At 74.6% G+C, this 16,476-nt stretch carries 19 protein-coding genes; 11 read left to right on the plus strand and 8 right to left on the minus strand.

Features of this window, described 5'->3' with window-relative positions:
- Positions 1 to 28: 28 nt before the first annotated feature.
- A complete protein-coding gene (locus tag OO48_RS08585) occupies positions 29 to 934 on the minus strand; it encodes an HAD family hydrolase (RefSeq protein ID WP_033213838.1) in 906 nt (301 codons plus the stop codon).
- Between the two features lie 83 nt (positions 935 to 1,017).
- Between OO48_RS08585 and OO48_RS08590 the strand changes: the two genes are divergently transcribed.
- From OO48_RS08590 to hemB, 7 genes are all read left to right on the plus strand, one after another.
- Positions 1,018 to 1,290, plus strand: a complete 273-nt coding sequence (locus OO48_RS08590) for a glutaredoxin family protein (protein WP_245194561.1) — start codon at positions 1,018 to 1,020, stop codon at positions 1,288 to 1,290.
- A gap of 137 nt (positions 1,291 to 1,427) precedes the next feature.
- Positions 1,428 to 2,102: a 3'-5' exonuclease gene (locus OO48_RS08595; RefSeq protein WP_033213840.1), complete on the plus strand. Its 675-nt coding sequence runs from the start codon at positions 1,428 to 1,430 to the stop codon at positions 2,100 to 2,102.
- A gap of 107 nt (positions 2,103 to 2,209) precedes the next feature.
- Positions 2,210 to 3,067 carry a redox-sensing transcriptional repressor Rex gene (locus OO48_RS08600; protein ID WP_051731912.1) on the plus strand — a complete coding sequence of 286 codons (858 nt, stop codon included), beginning with the start codon at positions 2,210 to 2,212 and terminating at the stop codon, positions 3,065 to 3,067.
- 31 nt (positions 3,068 to 3,098) lie between these two features.
- Positions 3,099 to 4,514 (plus strand): glutamyl-tRNA reductase, encoded by a 1,416-nt coding sequence (locus tag OO48_RS08605; protein ID WP_033213847.1) that lies wholly within the window; start codon positions 3,099 to 3,101, stop codon positions 4,512 to 4,514.
- 41 nt (positions 4,515 to 4,555) lie between these two features.
- A complete protein-coding gene (gene hemC, locus OO48_RS08610) occupies positions 4,556 to 5,530 on the plus strand; it encodes a hydroxymethylbilane synthase (RefSeq protein ID WP_033213849.1) in 975 nt (324 codons plus the stop codon).
- Complete coding sequence (locus tag OO48_RS08615) at positions 5,527 to 7,146, plus strand: bifunctional uroporphyrinogen-III C-methyltransferase/uroporphyrinogen-III synthase (RefSeq protein WP_033213851.1); 1,620 nt, start codon at positions 5,527 to 5,529, stop codon at positions 7,144 to 7,146. The genes hemC and OO48_RS08615 overlap by 4 nt, the downstream gene beginning before the upstream one ends.
- A 68-nt stretch (positions 7,147 to 7,214) precedes the next feature.
- Positions 7,215 to 8,195: a porphobilinogen synthase gene (hemB, locus tag OO48_RS08620; protein WP_033213852.1), complete on the plus strand. Its 981-nt coding sequence runs from the start codon at positions 7,215 to 7,217 to the stop codon at positions 8,193 to 8,195.
- 22 nt (positions 8,196 to 8,217) lie between these two features.
- Here the strand turns inward: hemB and OO48_RS08625 are convergent, their stop codons facing one another.
- The 4 genes from OO48_RS08625 to OO48_RS08640 all read right to left on the minus strand — a co-directional run bounded on the left by OO48_RS08625 (position 8,218) and on the right by OO48_RS08640 (position 10,239).
- Positions 8,218 to 8,781 carry a hypothetical protein gene (locus tag OO48_RS08625; protein WP_033213854.1) on the minus strand — a complete coding sequence of 188 codons (564 nt, stop codon included), beginning with the start codon at positions 8,779 to 8,781 and terminating at the stop codon, positions 8,218 to 8,220.
- A gap of 159 nt (positions 8,782 to 8,940) precedes the next feature.
- Complete coding sequence (locus OO48_RS08630; RefSeq protein WP_033213855.1) at positions 8,941 to 9,198, minus strand: hypothetical protein; 258 nt, start codon at positions 9,196 to 9,198, stop codon at positions 8,941 to 8,943.
- 205 nt (positions 9,199 to 9,403) lie between these two features.
- Complete coding sequence (locus OO48_RS08635) at positions 9,404 to 9,748, minus strand: hypothetical protein (protein WP_033213857.1); 345 nt, start codon at positions 9,746 to 9,748, stop codon at positions 9,404 to 9,406.
- 146 nt (positions 9,749 to 9,894) lie between these two features.
- Positions 9,895 to 10,239, minus strand: coding sequence for a hypothetical protein (locus OO48_RS08640; RefSeq protein WP_033213859.1), 345 nt, complete (start codon positions 10,237 to 10,239; stop codon positions 9,895 to 9,897).
- Positions 10,240 to 10,508: 269 nt separating this feature from the next.
- Here OO48_RS08640 and OO48_RS08645 point away from each other — a divergent pair, with 269 nt between their 5' ends.
- Positions 10,509 to 11,216: a hypothetical protein gene (locus tag OO48_RS08645; protein ID WP_033213861.1), complete on the plus strand. Its 708-nt coding sequence runs from the start codon at positions 10,509 to 10,511 to the stop codon at positions 11,214 to 11,216.
- A gap of 69 nt (positions 11,217 to 11,285) precedes the next feature.
- Here OO48_RS08645 and OO48_RS08650 read toward each other — a convergent pair whose 3' ends face one another.
- From OO48_RS08650 to OO48_RS08660, 3 genes are all read right to left on the minus strand, one after another.
- Entirely contained in the window at positions 11,286 to 11,669 is a 384-nt protein-coding gene (locus tag OO48_RS08650; protein WP_051731906.1) for a hypothetical protein, read from the minus strand.
- 113 nt (positions 11,670 to 11,782) lie between these two features.
- On the minus strand, positions 11,783 to 12,094 hold the full coding sequence (locus OO48_RS08655) for a chaplin (RefSeq protein WP_033213869.1): 312 nt from the start codon (positions 12,092 to 12,094) through the stop codon (positions 11,783 to 11,785).
- A gap of 89 nt (positions 12,095 to 12,183) precedes the next feature.
- Positions 12,184 to 12,426, minus strand: a complete 243-nt coding sequence (locus OO48_RS08660; RefSeq protein WP_014136468.1) for a chaplin — start codon at positions 12,424 to 12,426, stop codon at positions 12,184 to 12,186.
- Between the two features lie 450 nt (positions 12,427 to 12,876).
- Here OO48_RS08660 and OO48_RS08665 point away from each other — a divergent pair, with 450 nt between their 5' ends.
- From OO48_RS08665 to OO48_RS08675, 3 genes are all read left to right on the plus strand, one after another.
- A complete protein-coding gene (locus tag OO48_RS08665; RefSeq protein WP_033213872.1) occupies positions 12,877 to 13,116 on the plus strand; it encodes a chaplin in 240 nt (79 codons plus the stop codon).
- Positions 13,117 to 13,359: 243 nt separating this feature from the next.
- Complete coding sequence (locus OO48_RS08670) at positions 13,360 to 15,024, plus strand: RICIN domain-containing protein (RefSeq protein ID WP_245194562.1); 1,665 nt, start codon at positions 13,360 to 13,362, stop codon at positions 15,022 to 15,024.
- 479 nt (positions 15,025 to 15,503) lie between these two features.
- Positions 15,504 to 16,454, plus strand: a complete 951-nt coding sequence (locus OO48_RS08675) for an N-acetylglucosamine kinase (RefSeq protein WP_033213874.1) — start codon at positions 15,504 to 15,506, stop codon at positions 16,452 to 16,454.
- The last annotated feature ends 22 nt before the right edge of the window (positions 16,455 to 16,476 follow it).

Consider the following 16,476-nt stretch of genomic DNA (forward strand, 5'->3'; position numbering starts at 1 on the left):
CGCCGGACCCGCGGCGCACCCGGGGGCGTCAGGCGCGCTGCCGCCGGTGCACCGCGACCGCCGCCGCGGCCGCCCCGGCCAGCACGCCGAGTCCGGCCGCCGCCGGGACGCCGATCCGGGCCGCCTTCCGCCCGGTGCGGAAGTCCCGCACCCGCCAGCCCATCGCCCGCGCGTGCCGGCGCAGCGCCCCGTCCGGGTTGATCACGTACGGGTGGCCGACCAGGCTCAGCATCGGGATGTCGTTGGCGGAGTCGCTGAACGCCGCGCAGCGCGCCAGGTCCAACTGCTCGCGCCGGGCCAGCGCCTGCACCGCGGCCGCCTTCGCCGGGCCGTGCAGCATCCCGCCGACCAGTCGGCCGGTGTACTCGCCGTCCCGGGTCTCGGCGACGGTGCCGAGCGCGCCGGTCATGCCCAGCCGGCGGGCGATCAGCCGGGCCACCTCCAGCGGGGCGGCCGTCACCAGCCACACCCGCTGCCCGGCGTCCAGGTGCATCTGCACCAGGGCCCGCGTCCCCGGCCAGACCTTCTCGGCCAGCACGGGTTCGAAGATCTCCTCGCAGATCCGCTCCAGGTCCGCGGTGCGCTTGCCGGCCACCAGGCCCAGCGCGCTGTCCCGGGCGTCGGCGATGTGGTCCGGGTTCTCCGCGCCGCGCAGCCGGAAGGCGGCCTGCTGCCAGGCGAACCGGGCGAGGTCGCGGCGGGAGAAGAAGCGCCGCCGGTACAGGCCGACCCCGAGGTAGAAGATCGCAGCCCCGCGCAGGATGGTGTTGTCGCAGTCGAAGAAGGCGGCGGCCCGGACGTCCCCGGGCTCCGGCGTGTGGTCCCCCTCCGGCGCGAGCCGGGCCTCGGCGGCGTCGGCCGCGGCCTCGCCCGCCAGGGCGGTCCGGTCGTCGGTGGGACGCTTTGACTGGGTGAGCCTTCGCAGCGCGGCCATGCGACGAGCATAGTCAGCGCGGCCGTCCGACCCCGTGTCCGAGGGGTGCCCGCGCAGTGAACGGGCGGCGGCACAATGAACCGGTGAGCCTGCTGCGACGCGCGAAGAAGAACCCCGCCGAGACCACCGTCACCCTGATCGGCAAACCCGGCTGCCACCTGTGCGAGGACGCCCGGGAGGTGATCCTCAGGGTCACCGCCGAACTCGGCGCCTCCTTCGAGGAGAAGGACGTCCTCCAGGACCCGGCCCTGTACGCGGAGTACGCCGAGCAGATCCCGGTGACCCTGGTCGACGGCCGCCAGCACGACTTCTGGCGGATCGACGAGACCCGCCTGCGCAAGGCGCTCGGCGCCTGAGCTCCTGGACGCGCGACCTCTCGGGAACCGTTGCTTCGTGAACGTTCGATGAAGATCGCCCTAGGAGTTCCTCACTTCTCGGCTTACGATCGAACGGTTTTCCGTGTCCGCCGGGGGCTGTCCAAGAGGAGGGCGCGATGAGCGGCTACGCCGTCGTCGACGTCGAGGCCACCGGTCGTAGCCCCTGGCGGCACCGGGTGGTCGAGGTGGCCGTGGTGCAGCTGGATGCCGGGCTGCGGATCGAGCGCGAGTTCGCGACGCTGGTGGACCCGGGCGGGCCGGTCGGGCCGACGCACGTGCACGGGATAGCGCAGGAGGACGTGCTCGGGGCGCCGAGGTTCCGGCAGATCGCGCCGTGGCTGCTGGAGCTGCTGGCCGGCCGGGTGCTGGTGGGCCACCACGTGACCTGCGACCGGGCTTTCCTGGAGCGGGAGTTCGCGCGGATCGGGGTGGCGCTGCCCCCGGTGCCGCTGCTGTGCACGATGCGGATGGCCCGCCGGCTGCTGCCGGAGGCGGGCGGTTTCGGGCTGTCCGCGTGCGTGGACGCGGCCGGCCTGGGCTGGTTCCCGGCGCACACCGCGCTGGGGGACGCGCTGGCGACGGTGGAGCTGCTGCGGCACTGCCGGCGGACGGGTTGCTCCGAGGTGCGGCTGCCGGAGCGCCCCGCGGTGCCGTGGCCCCGGTTGGCCCCGGCCCGGTCGGAGCGCTCCCGGAGCGGGGTGCCGCTGCTGCGCCGGCTGGCACCGCTGGGGCCCTGGCCGGCGGGGGTGGAGGGCCCGCGGGCGCTGATCGGTTCGGCGGGTTACGAGTGATGCGTGTCACTGTTCGGGGACAAATCGGGCACCATCTTTGTGCACACGTTCACAAACGCATAGCCTGGCGGTCCAAGCCCAGCTTCACCCGCAGGAGCAACGTGGCAATCGGCCGACCCTCACCCAGCAGTTCGCAGACGCCCGACCCGGGTGCCGCGCGCAGGCCCTCGCGCGCGCGGGGCATCCCGGAGGCGACCGTCGCCCGCCTCCCGCTCTACCTGCGGGCGCTGACCGCGCTCTCCGAGCGCTCCGTCCCCACCGTCTCCTCCGAGGAGCTGGCCGCCGCGGCCGGGGTGAACTCCGCGAAGCTCCGCAAGGACTTCTCCTACCTGGGCTCCTACGGCACCCGCGGCGTCGGGTACGACGTGGAGTACCTCGTCTACCAGATCTCCCGCGAGCTGGGCCTCACCCAGGACTGGCCGGTCGTCATCGTCGGCATCGGCAACCTGGGCCACGCCCTCGCCAACTACGGCGGTTTCGCCTCCCGGGGCTTCCGGGTAGCCGCGCTGCTGGACGCCGACCCCAACGTGGTCGGCAGCACCGCCGCGGGCCTGCCCGTGCGGCACATGGACGAGCTGGAGGAGATCGTCGCCTCCCAGCACGTCTCCATCGGCGTGATCACCACCCCGCCCGGTGCCGCCCAGCAGGTCTGCGACCGGCTGGTGGAGGCCGGCGTGACCAGCATCCTGAACTTCGCCCCGACCGTGCTGACCGTGCCGGACGGGGTGGACGTGCGCAAGGTCGACCTGTCGATAGAGCTGCAGATCCTCGCCTTCCACGAGCAGCGCAAGGCCGGCGACGAGCCGGCCGCGGGCGACTCGGTGCTCGACCGCGCCCCCGGGCCGGTCCGCGCCGCCGCCGCCAAGCTGCGCCGGGCCGCCGGCGGCAAGGCCGAGCAGGCGAAGACCGCGCCAGCCGCCAAGGGCGGTCCGGACGACGACCTGTCCGCGGTGATGCCGGCGTGAGCACGAACATCCGTCACGACGAGGTGGGGGCATGAGTCTTCTGGTAGTCGGTCTGAGCCACCGGACCGCACCGGTCGGCGTGCTGGAGCGCGCCGCGCTCACCGGCGACAGCCCGACCCGGGTGCTGCACGACGCGGCCGCCTCGGCGACCGTCGGCGAGGCCGCGCTGGTCAACACCTGCAACCGGATCGAGCTGTACGCCGACGTGGACAAGTTCCACGCGGGCGTCGCCGAGCTGTCCCAGCTGCTCGCCGGGCACAGCGGCGTCGACCTGGACGAGCTCACCCCCCACCTGTACGTGCACTACGAGGACCGCGCCGTCCACCACCTGTTCTCGGTGGCCTGCGGCCTGGACTCGATGGTCGTCGGCGAGGGCCAGATCCTCGGCCAGCTGCGCGACGCGCTGGCCAAGGCCCAGGAGGAGCACACCGCGGGCCGCGGCCTGAACGAGCTGTTCCAGCAGGCCCTGCGGGTCGGCAAGCGCGCCCACAGCGAGACCGGCATCGACAAGGCCGGCCAGTCGCTGGTCACCTTCGGCCTGGAGCAGGTCGCCGCCGGCGCCGGCCCGATCGCGGGCAAGCGCGCCCTGGTGGTCGGCGCGGGCTCGATGAGCTCGCTGGCCGCCGCCACCCTGGTCCGCTCCGGCGTCACCGACCTGCTGATCGCCAACCGCACCCCGGCCCGCGCCGAGCGGCTGGTGGAGATCCTCGGCGGCGCCGCCCGCACCCTGGACTTCGCGGAGGTCCCGCGGACGCTCGCCGGCGTCGACCTGGTGATCTCCTGCACCGGCGCGGCCGGCACCGTGATCGACGCCCCCGAGGTCGCCGCCGCGCTCGCCGCCCGCACTTCCCCCCGGCCGCTGGCCTTCCTCGACCTGGCCATGCCCCGGGACGTCGACCACGCCGTGCACGCCCTGGACGGCGCCCTGCTGGTCGACCTGGAGAGCCTCTCGCACGCGCACGCCGCCACCCCCGGCGCCGGCGACGTGGACGCGGTGGCCACCATCGTCGCGGACGAGGTCACCGCCTTCGGCCAGGCCCAGCGCGCCGCCCGGATCGCCCCGACCGTGGTCGCCCTGCGCGCCATGGCCTCCGAGGTGGTCAGCAGCGAACTCGCCCGCCTCACCTCCCGGCTGCCGGACCTGGACGAGCGCTCCAGCGCGGAGATCTCGCAGACCGTGCGCCGGGTGGTCGACAAACTGCTGCACGCCCCCACCGTCAAGGTCAAGCAGCTCGCCGCCGAACCCGGCGGGGCCTCCTACGCGGAAGCCCTGCGCGAACTGTTCGACTTGGACCCGGCGGCAGTGCACGCTGTCTCCGGCACCCCGATCGGCGCCCAGGCGGGGTCCTCGATCCCGCCGGGCGGCATCCCCGCCGCCCAGGCCGCCGTCGCCCAGGCCCCCACCGACCGGGCCGCAGCAGTCCCGCCCGCCGGAGCAACCAGATGAACACCCCGTCAGCCCCCCAGCACGACCAGGACGATCCCCTCATGAATGGTCAAGAGACAGTGACGCCGCTGCGCCTCGGCACCCGCCGCAGCGCCCTCGCCACGGCCCAGTCGGGCATGGTCGCGGAGGAGGTGGCCAAGGTCACCGGCCGCCGGGTGGAACTGGTCGAGATCACCACCTACGGGGACGTCTCCCGCGAGTCGCTGGCCCAGATCGGCGGCACCGGGGTGTTCGTCTCGGCCCTGCGCGACGCCCTGCTGGAGGGCCGGATCGACCTGGCCGTCCACTCGCTCAAGGACCTGCCCACCGCCGAACCCGCCGGGCTGCTGCTGGCCGCCGTCCCCGAGCGCGAGGACGCCCGGGACGCGCTGGTCGCCCGCGACGGCCTGACCCTGGCCGAGCTGGTCGCCGGGACGGAGGGCCGCGCCGTCCGGGTCGGCACCGGCTCCCCCCGCCGGATGGCCCAGCTGAACGCCTGGGCCCGCGCCCGCGGCGCCGACCTGGAGACCGTGCCGATCCGCGGCAACGTGGACACCCGGATCAACTACGTCACCTCGGGCGAACTCGACGCCGTGGTGCTGGCCACCGCCGGACTCAACCGGCTCGGCCGCTCCGCCGAGATCACCGAGCACCTCGACACCGAGCTGATGCTGCCCGCCCCCGGGCAGGGCGCGCTCGCCGTCGAGTGCGTCGACCCGACCCTGGCCGCTGTCCTGGCCCGGCTCGACCACCGCCCCACCCGGGCCGCCGTGGTCGCCGAGCGCGCCCTGCTCGCCACCCTGGAGGCCGGCTGCTCCGCCCCGGTCGCCGCGCTGGCGACCTGGGCCGGCACCGAACTGCGCCTGAACGGCGTGGTCGGCACCACCGACGGCGTCGAACTGCTCAAGATGTCCGCCACCGGCCCGCTCGTCCCCGACGAGAACGCCGAGGAGCAGGCCGCGGCCCTGGGCCGCGCCCTGGCCACCAGGCTGCTCGACACCGGAGCGGCCGACCTGATGGGGGAGCGCGCCCGATGACCGCCGCCGGATTCCACCCGCCCGCAGGGCGCTGCACCTTCCTCGGCGCCGGCCCCGGCGACCCGGGACTGCTCACCCTGCGCGCCGTCGACGTGCTCGGCACCGCCGACGTACTGGTCGCCGACCCGCTGACCGCCGCCGCGGTCCGCACCCACTGTCCCAGCGGTGTCCAGGTCCTCGACCCGGCCGACGCCGGCAGGGAGCTCGCCGACCTGGCCGCCGACGCGGTCAAGGCCGGCCGGCACCTGGTCCGCACCGTCGACGGAGACCCGGGCCTGGACGGCTGCGCCGCCCAGGAGATGCTGCGCTGCGCCCAGGCCGGCGTGCCGTTCGAGGTCGTGCCCGGCGTCGCCCAGTCGGTGGGCGTGCCCGCCTACGCGGGCGTGCCGCTGCGCGGCGGCCAGGGCGCCGACGTCCGCTTCGTGGACGCCGAGGCGCTGCTGGCCGGCCAGGTCGTCGACCTGGGCGCGCCGGAGACCACCCTGGTGGTGCGCACCACCCTGGGCCAGCTGCCCGCCACCGCCAACTCCCTGGTGGCGCACGGCCGCAAGCCCGACGCGGCGCTCTCCGCGACGCTGTCGGGCACCACCACCCGGCAGCGCACCTTCACCTCCACGCTGGCCGCCATCGCCGCCGACCTGAAGGCCGCCCGGGTGCTGCCCTCGCCGGTCTCCGCCCCGGTCGACCCGGCGACCTCGGTGATAGCCGTGGTGGGCGAGCAGGTCGCCCACCGCGCCTCGCACTCGTGGTTCGAGACCAAGCCGCTGTTCGGCTGGAACGTCCTCGTGCCGCGCACCAAGGAGCAGGCCCACGGCCTGTCCGAGCAGCTGCGCTCGTACGGCGCGGTGCCGCAGGAGGTGCCGACCATCGCGGTCGAGCCGCCGCGCACCCCGCAGCAGATGGAGCGGGCCATCAAGGGCCTGGTCACCGGCCGCTACGAGTGGATCGCCTTCACCTCGGTCAACGCCGTCAAGGCCGTCCGGGAGAAGTTCGAGGAGTACGGCCTGGACGCCCGGGCGTTCGCCGGCATCAAGGTCGCGGCGGTCGGCGAGACCACCGCGCAGGCGCTGGTCGACTTCGGCGTCAAGCCCGACCTGGTGCCCTCCGGCGAGCAGTCCGCGGCCGGCCTGCTGGAGGACTGGCCGCCGTACGACCCGGTGTTCGACCCGATCGACCGGGTGCTGCTGCCGCGCGCCGACATCGCCACCGAGACCCTGGTGGCCGGCCTGGTCGAACTCGGCTGGGAGGTCGACGACGTGACCGCGTACCGGACGGTGCGGGCCTCGCCGCCGCCGGCCGAGACCCGGGAGGCGATCAAGGGCGGCGGCTTCGACGCGGTGCTGTTCACCTCGTCCTCGACCGTCCGCAACCTGGTCGGCATCGCCGGCAAGCCGCACAACGTGACCGTCATCGCCTGCATCGGCCCGGCCACCGCCAAGACGGCGGAGGAGCACGGCCTGCGGGTCGACGTGATGGCCCCGGCCCCGTCCGCGTCGGCGCTCGCCCAGGCGCTCGCCGACTTCGGGGCCACCCGCCGGGACGCCGCCACCGCGGCGGGCGAGCCGGTCTACCGGCCGAGCGAACGCCGCCCCGGTTCGCGCCGCAAGGCGCGCTGACCCGCACGCCGGGGGAGGCCGACGGGCCTCCCCCGGCGCGTTCCTCCGCGACTCAGGGAGCCTTCGAAGTGTCCGCCGAATTCCCGTCCGTCCGCCCGCGCCGACTGCGTTCGACCCCGGCGATGCGCCGCCTGGTCGCCGAGACCCGGCTGCACCCGGCCGAGCTGATCCTGCCCGCGTTCGTCCGCGAGGGCATCACCGAGCCCCGGCCGATCGGCTCCATGCCGGGCGTCGTCCAGCACACCCGGGACACCCTGCGCCGGGCCGCTGTCGAGGCCGCCGAGGCCGGGATCGGCGGCATCATGCTGTTCGGCGTCCCCGAGGTGCAGGACGCCACCGGCACCGCGGGCACCGACCCCGAGGGCATCCTGCAGCACGCCATCCGCGACGTGGTCTCCGAGGTCGGCGACCGGCTGGTCGTGATGTCCGACCTCTGCCTGGACGAGTTCACCGACCACGGCCACTGCGGCGTGCTCGCCGCCGACGGCTCGGTCGACAACGACGCCACCCTGGAGCGCTACGCCGAGATGGCCGTCGTCCAGGCCGACGCCGGCGTCCACCTGGTCGGCCCGTCCGGCATGATGGACGGCCAGGTCGCCGCCGTCCGCGAGGCGCTGGACGCCGCCGGCCACCAGGACACCGGGATCCTCGCCTACACCGCCAAGTACGCCTCCGCGTTCTTCGGCCCCTTCCGGGAGGCCGTCGGCTCCTCCCTCAAGGGCGACCGCAAGACCTACCAGCAGGACCCGGCCAACGCCCGCGAGTCGCTGCGCGAGCTGGCCCAGGACGTCGCCGAGGGCGCCGACCTGGTGATGGTCAAGCCCGCGATGTCCTACCTGGACATCGTCCGCCAGGTCGCCGACGCCTCGCCCGTCCCCGTCGCCGCCTACCAGGTCTCCGGCGAGTACGCGATGGTCGAGGCCGCCGCCGCCAACGGCTGGATCGACCGCGAGCGCACCATCCTGGAGACGCTCACCTCGATCCGCCGGGCCGGCGCCGAGCAGATCCTCACCTACTGGGCGGTCGAGGTCGCGGGCCTGCTGCGCTGACGCGCCGCCGGGCGCGCCGGGTTCAGGCGGACTTCGGGAAGTCCTTCCGCTTGATCTTGGCGCGCCGCCCGTCCGGGTGGTGGAAGACGAGGCCCTCGGCGAGCGCCCCCGGCGCGAACCGGCTCTCCAGCTCCGCCAGGTACTCCCGCAGGCCGTGGTAGCTGCGCGGCACCCCCTCGTACACCGGCGCCTCGCGGTCGAACGGCACGCACAGGTGCTGCTCCAGCCCCAGCGGGTTGCCCTGGATCCGCGGGCCCAGCGCCTCGCAGGGGTGCTCGCCGTCCGGCCAGCCGCTCACGTCGGTGCCGTGCGCGGCGGCCAGGATCCACCTGTCCCCGGCGGCGTCCTCCGCGGTGTCCGCGTACCAGCCGTCGACGATGCCGAGCCCCTTCTGCGCGGCGCTCGGGTTGCGGCGCTTCTCCACCCGGACCAGCCGCCCCGAGCGGACCGTCAGCCGGACGTTCGTGCCGTCCAGCTTCTCGGTCGCCGCGCCCTCCCCGGCGAACACCCAGGCGCACTCGGCGCGCGGCCGGTCCACCACCCGGAACCCGCCGTCCCGCTCGAACAGTGTCGGAATCTTCTCCACGGCCGTCCTCCCCCTCCGTACCCGTGCCGATCGGCCCCCCGGGCCCGGTCGGCCAGTTTTCCGCGCGGAGCCGGTCGGCACAACGGAGTATCGGCGCGGGCAGCGCGAAGGGCGCGGACGCCGCGAACGGCCTCCGCGCCCCGGCGGGCCGACGCTGTGTCAGTCGATCGCGACGATGCCGCCCTCGCCGCCGCCGACGGCGGTGTCGGTGGCCCAGCCGTAGCCGCCGCCCGCGGTGAAGATGTGGGAGGTCTCGGCGAAGCCCGCCCAGTGGCCGGCGACGAAGGGCTCGTCGGCGGTGGCCACGCCCTCGGCGCCGCCGCCGACGGCGACGTGCGCGTACGCGGGCGCGCCGATGCCGGCCAGGGCGAGCGCGGCGACGGAGGTGATGACGGCCTTGCCCAGCTTGCTCTTCATGGGAAGTTCCTCTCTGCGTCAGGTGGTGCGGTCTCTACGTCAGCACAGGGGTGCGGCTGGAGCGGCGCTGCACGCGCCCACCGGTGCTCCGATCACCCGATCGCGCCGCAGACGAACGGGTTTCCGGGAGCGGCCGGAGACGTGGAACCGCCGGGCCCGCGGGGATCGCTCCCCCCGGACCCGGCGGCCGGACGCGACCGGAAGGTCAGCCGATCAGGTGGGAGACGCCACCGTCGCCGCTGCCCACGGTGTTCTGGCCCACGACGCAGGTCTGCGACGGCTCGTTGTTCAGGACGTTGGCCTCGACCGGCACCGCGACGCCGATGACGGCGACGGCGATGTTGTGGACCTCGGGGAGGCAGAGGTTCGGGTTGTCCAGGGTGTGGAAGTTCGGGCTGTGGTTGCCCGAGGTGCCGGTGGCGTTGGTGCCGCCGTTGCCCTGCACCGAGGTGGCGGCGCCGTCCGCGTCGCCGATGGCCATCGCCGGGGAGGCGATCGAGGCGAGACCGGCGGCGGCGAGGCCGGCGGCGGCGAGAGCCTTCTTGATCATTGGGTTTTCCTTTTCGGATCTGATGGAGTGGAGCAGCGGACCGGTGCGTGGCTCGCGCCGGGTCCTGCCGCCGGGCCGGGGGAGCGGACCCGGCGGGTCGTACCGCGCGGAGCGTGGGGCTCCGCGCCGGGGGCAGTGACGGGGCGTCAGCCGACCAGGTGGGAGACGCCGCCGTCGCCGCTGCCGAGGGTGCCCTGGCCGACCACGCAGGTCTGCTTGGGCTGGTTGTTGAGCGCGTCGACCTCGACCGGGACGGCCACGCCGAGCACCGCGACGCCGATGTTGTGGATCTCCGGGAGGCAGAGGTTCGGGTTGTCGGCGAAGTGGAAGTTCGGGCTGTGGTTGCCCCAGGTGCCGGTGGCGTTGGTGCCGCCGTTGCCCTGGATCGAGCCGGCCGAACCGTCCGCGTTGCCGATGGCGACGGCGGGGGTGGACACCGCGGCCAACGCGGCGGCGGCCAGGCCGGCGGTAGCGAAAGTCTTCTTGAGCATGAGTGGAGATACCTCTCTGAAATGCCGTTCGAGGGGTGCTGCCCCGTCGTCGTCGGGATCAAAGAATGGCGACTCGGAAAGTTACGGGCTCGGCGGGAAATTCGTCGGCGATCACCGTTTCGCCCGCGCGCCGGTCGGATTTTCGACCGTGCGGAGATCGGATTATTCAGCCGTTCCGGTTAACCCCCGCTATCCGAGGGGCCGCTGGATCGTTCGCCAGGGTGCCCACCAAGCACTCGAACCAATTTCCCGAACGAACGGCGAACACGATGAAGCTCTCCAAGCGGGCGACCGGTGCCCTGCTGCTGGCGGTCGGCGCCGGCGTGGCGGCGACGCAGGGCGTGGCCCAGGCGGCCCCGAAGACCCCGGCCGAGGTGGCGGCGATCGAGAACGGCCTGGCCACCCAGGAGGTGCCGTTCAGCATCCCGCTCAGCGCGGTGACCGCGCCGCTGCCGCTGCTGCCGGAGGGCGGCGAGGTCCACGGCGGGATCCCGACCTCGCCGCTGATGCCGCCCACCGAGACCGGCCAGAGCCCCACCCGGCCGATCCCGGAGCACGTGCTGCCCGCGATCAACGGCGGCAAGGCCGGCCCCTCGCTGGGCGCGGTGCTGCCGCTGCCCGAGGTCGACCGCGGCGCCGAGCTCGGCACCCTCGGCCTGGACGCCCCGGCCGCCCCGCTCAACCTGGGCGGCCCCGCGGTGGGCCTGGGCGAGCCGGTCACCTTCGTGGAGGGCCAGGGCGGCCGGCTCACCGACGCCGCGCTGACCCTGGACAAGGTCGACCCGCACCTGGTGACCGCGCCGGTGCAGGCCGTCCCGGGGGCGAGCGCCTCGCTCGGCGGCGAGCAGGACCAGATCTCGATCACCGACTCGGTGCGGAACCTGGCCGCCACCACCACCGCCACCACCGGCGAGATGCTGAACCAGGCCGACCCGGTGGGCACCCTCGCCAGCGGGCTGGACCAGACCCGGGGCTGACGCCCCGCCGGGAAGCGGAACGGCCCGGGTTCCTCGCGGGGGGAGGAGCCCGGGCCGCTTCGCGCGCGCTCAGCCCGGCAGCACGCCGAGCAGCGGGCCGGCCAGCGGCAGGTCCTCCGGGCCGCCGCCGCCGGACAGCGGCGCGGTGAGCGGGGCGGTGCCGACCGGGGCGACGCCGTTGTCGGGGACGACCGCGACGCCGTTGTTCAGCACGTCCGCGCCGGAGCCGGCCCACGGGTCGAGCCGCAGCTCCTTCACCGGGGCGATCGCGTAGCCCAGCGCGCTGGTGGTGCTGCCGACGGCCTGCTGGGCGTCGGTGTTCTGCAGGTGGGTGGTGGGCGCGGGGAGCCCGCCGAGCGGTTCGGTCTCGGCGTGCGCGGCCTGGGCGGTGACGCCGCCGAGCAGCATCGCGGCGCCGAGCGCGGCCACGGCGCCGGTGGTCTTCCGGGTCATCGGCCAATCCTTACGGGGTGAGCGGAGCGGTGCTCCGGGGGAGGAACGCGAGCGGCCCCCCGGCCGCGGGGCCGGGGGGCGGTCTGCACGGGGTGCCGATCGGCCGGGGCCGTTCAGCAGTCTTCGTCGACCGGCGGCTCGTGGTGCTCGTGGTTCTCGTGGTGCTCGTGGTGCTCGGCCGGCAGGTCCACGTTGGCGCAGGAGTTGCCGAACGCGGGGTTCAGCAGGCCGATGACGTTGATCGAGTTGCCGCAGACGTTCACCGGAACGTGCACCGGCACCTGCACGGCGTTGCCGGAGAGCACGCCGGGGGAGTTGGCGGCGACGCCCTCGGCGCCGGCCGAGGCGTTGGCCAGACCGGCCGAGCCGAGCACCAGGCCGGCGGCGGCGGCCGACAGGACGGCGGCCTTCTTCACGTTCTGCATGGGGGTTGATCTCCTAGATCACACAGGGAGTTGGTGCGCCGCACCGCACGACGGGCGTGCGGTGCGGCGCGGGCGCTGCGTCAGGCAGTTCAGCCGACGTTGGCGCAGGAGTTGCCGAACGCCGGGTTCAGCAGGCCGATGACGTTGACGGTGTTGCCGCAGACGTTGACCGGGACGTGCACCGGGACCTGGATCAGGTTGCCGGAGAGCACGCCGGGGGAGCCGGCGGCGACGCCCTCGGCGCCCGCGGAGGCGTTGGCCAGACCGGCCGAGCCGAGGACCAGGCCGGCGGCGGCGACGGACAGGACCGCGGCCTTCTTGAAGTTGCGCATAGCTTTCTTCCTCACGTTCTGCCCGACTGTGGATGGTCGGGTGCCGGGCGATTGGCATCATCGCCCGGGGTTTTCCGGATGCGCCGTGAATGTCACTCACGCGGCCCAACACCCTCGTGTCGCCCGTGGCTTGGGTGACACGTGCCGCGTCGGGGTGCGCCCGCGACTGCTCGCTCACGGCGGGGAGCGGTCGCTTCGCGGCGCGTCCAGGGCGGCCCGGGGCTGCCTGTGGAGCGGTGTTCGTGAGGAAGAACGAGCCGGCGCGGCCGGGGAAACGGGCGGATCCGCCGATCACCCGAATGCGGCGCATTACGCCGAGTGGGTGATTGTTCGGGGGCGTGCGCAACCGCGCCGGGACGGCTTCGTTGGCCTGGTGCACGTCCCGTGTGCTTCCTACCGGCAGCCCCCGGCGCGGCAATTGGAAGATCTGATTTATCGAGGAGACTCAGCATGAGCATCAAGAAGGCCGCCGCCGTCGGCGCCGCCGTCGTGGGCATCGTCGCCGCCGGTGCGGGTTCCGCCATGGCGAGCAGTGGCGCCGAGGGTGTCGCCGCCGGTTCCCCCGGTGTCGCCTCCGGCAACCAGATCCAGGTGCCGATCCACATCCCGGTCAACCTGTGCGGCAACTCGATCGACGTCATCGGCGCCCTGAACCCGGCGTTCGGCAACTCCTGCGCCAACGTCGGCTGACGCGCGGTCCCCTGGTCGGCCGAGCCGCCGTCCGCCCCTGCCCGGCAGGGAGCGGGCGGCGGCTCGGCCGTTTTCCGGGGGCGTCCGCCGACGGAGCGTCATGCTGCCGCGAGTCTTGTTGTGTTACCTGTCAGTACCTAGCATGTGAGCCTGCCTCATGTTCGCCGGGCCGGCCGCCCGGCCCCGTGCTCCGCGCCGCCCGGCAGCCGCCGGGCGATCCCCCACCCCCGCAAGGAGTCATGAGTGTCCAGGCAACCGCGCTCCGCCGTCCGGCGCCGTCCACCCGCCCTGCTCGCCACCGCCGCCCTGCTCGCCGCCCTCGGCCTCGGCACCGGTCTCGGTACCGGTCTCGGCACCACCGAGGCGCGGGCCGCCTCCGGCAGCCCCGGCAAGCCCGCCGCGATCGTCGCCCTCGGCGACAGCGCGATCTCCGGCGAGGGCGCCGGCACCGACACCGGCGACGACTACGTCCCCGGCACCGACACGCCCACCAACTACTGCCACCGCTCCACCAAGTCCGAGATCTTCGTGACCCGGCTCCCCGGCGTCACCCCGATCGACCTGGCCTGCTCCGGCGCGCAGACCGGCGACCTGGTCAGCGACCCCGGGCTGGCGAAGATCACCGGCCCTGGCAGCGGCGACTTCGGCGAACCCAAGCAGGACGTCCAACTCGCCGCCACCGCACGCCAGTACGACGTCAAGATGGTGGTCGTCACGATCGGCGCCAACGACGACTTCGAGTTCGCGAACATCATGATGGACTGCCTCGCCCAGTACTTCCCGATCCCGCAGTCCAAGGGCTGCCGGGACACCATCGGCAGCGCCGAGATCACCCGCCGCGCCGCCGGGGTCAAGCCCAAGGTCGCCGCCGCGCTCACCAGCGTCCGCAACACCATGCGGGCGGCCGGCTACTCGGACGACTCCTACCAGCTGGTCTACCAGTCGTACTTCAACCCGATCACCCCCGACATCCGGCGCAACGACTACGCCGGCAAGGTCGCCGACGGCTGCCCCGCCTTCCCCGAGGACCTCGCCTGGGGCCACAACTGGGTCGTCCCCACCCTCAGCGACGCCCTGCGCGAGGCCGCCGCCGGCGTCCCCGGCGTGCGCTACCTCGACCAGCGCCGGGTCGCCTTCGGCCACGAGGTCTGCGCCGAGTGGACCACCTCCCCGTACGAGTACACCAACGGCGACGTGATCGACCTGTCCGAGACCACCCGCAACGGCTGCGACACCCCGATCGCCATCCCCGGCCTGTGCATGAACAACGTCCGCCAGTCGTACCACCTGCGGGTCGCCGGGTACGCCGCCGAGGCCGCCTGCCTGCGGCAGTTCTACCAGCAGGCCGCGCTCGACCAGGCGTTCTGCTCGCTCAACCAGCAGGACGGCACCTCGATCACCGCGCTCACCCCCGGGCAACCGTTCCCGGACACCCCCGAGGACGGCGCCTGGTACCAGCTCACCAACCAGGCCGACGGCAAGGCGCTCGACCTGGCCGGCGGCGGCAGCTACGGCGACGCCACCAACGGCCGCGCCGCCCTCACCTATCCCGCCACCGGCGGCCTCAACCAGTCCTTCGTCCTGGAGGCCAAGGCCGGCGGCACCTACGAACTCGACTCCAGCGGCAACCGCGACATGTGCCTGGACGCCGCCGGCGGCGCCACCGCCCCCGGCACCAGGATCCAGCAGTGGCGCTGCAACGGCGGCGGCAACCAGCACTGGCTGCTGAAGCCCGTCGGCGACGGCACCTACGAGCTCGCCGACTCCCAGGACCCGACCAAGCTCGCCACCGCCGGCCCGCAGACCGACGGCCAGGGCAACCCCCTCGTCCAGCTCGCCACCGGCAACGGCTCCGCCGCCCAGCACTGGCGGCTCACCAAGCTCGGCATCGTCTACCTGCACGGCTGAGACCGGACCGTCAGGAGATCCCCAGCCGGACGGCCGCACCCGCGGGCACGGGGTACGGCCGCTCCGGCGGCAGCAGCCCCCGGTCCCGCGTGGCGTGCAACTCACGGGCCAGCGGCGTCAGGTCCTCGATCCGCACCAGCCACTCGCCGCGGGCCCCGCGCTCTCCGGCCGGAACGCCTGGTGGGCCGTCACGGCCCCGTCGCCGCAAGGGCTCGGACCTGTCGCTTCGCTGTCTGCTCCATCCGGCCATGCCAACCCGTCGGGTGCACGGGCGGTAGCGCATTCAGGGGCTCGGGGAACGGCGAGGTCCAGGCTGCTGACGGTGCACTGCCGGTGCGTGCCGCCGCTTCCGGTTCTGTCCACAGGCTCGCGGCGGCACCGACCTTCGACGGGCTCCGGCCGTCAGCAGCACGCCCCGCCGTCCCCCCGGGCCCCCTGACCACCCCCGGTCGGTGGGAGCATGGGGCCGGAGGTGCGCGGTGGCCGGTGCGGCGTTGGTGCTCGGGTTGGACGTCGGGGGGACGAGCACGCGTGCCCTGGTCGCGGGGCTGGACGGGCGGGTGGTCGGGCAGGCGCGGGGGGCCGGGGGGAACCCGGTCGCGCACGGGGCGGAGGCCGCCGCGAAGGAGATCGGGGACACCGTGCGGGCCGCGCTGGCCGGGGTGGACCCGGGGCGGGTGGCGGCGGGTGTGCTGGGGCTCGCGGGCGGGCTGGTGGCGCGCCCGGACTTCGGGCCGCTCTGGGACGGCCTCGGGCTGGGCGCGCACCCGGTGCTGGTCAGCGACGTGCTGCTGGCGCACGCCGCCGGCACCGCCGAGCCGGACGGGAACGTGGTGCTCAGCGGCACGGGCGGGATGGCCGCCGAGATCCGCGGCCACGAACTGCGCCGCACCGCCGACGGGCACGGCTGGCTGCTGGGCGACCGCGGCTCGGGCGTCTGGCTCGGCCGCGAGGCCGTCTCCGCCGCGCTCACCGCCATCGACCGGGACGAGCCGCTCACCGGCCTGGACGCGGCGGTCGCCGAGGCGCTGACCGGCCCGGACGGCCTCGGCGCGGACCCGCGTTCGGCGCTGATCGCCGCCGTCCACGCGCAGGCCCCCGCCCGGCTGGCCCGACTCGCCCCCGTGGTCCTCGACCGGGCCGGGCTCGGCGATCCCGGGGCGCTCGCCCTGGTCGCCCGGGCCGCCGACCACCTGCTCGACACGCTCTCCCTGCTGCGCGCCCGCGACTGCGTCCTGCCGATCGTGCTGGCGGGCGGCCTGCTCAGCACCCCGACCCCGCTCGCCGCCCGCCTGGGCCCGCTGCTGGCCGCCCGCTGGCCCGGCGCCCCGCTCCGCCCGGCCGGCGACGGCGCGGGCGCGGCGGCCTGGCTGGCGGCCCGGTCGCTGGGCCGCGGCACGGCGGAGCTGCACCGGGCGCTGACCGCCTGACGCCCCGGCGCCGGCGGTCCTC

This window comes from Kitasatospora phosalacinea, assembly GCF_000716545.1.
Classification (GTDB): domain Bacteria; phylum Actinomycetota; class Actinomycetes; order Streptomycetales; family Streptomycetaceae; genus Kitasatospora; species Kitasatospora phosalacinea.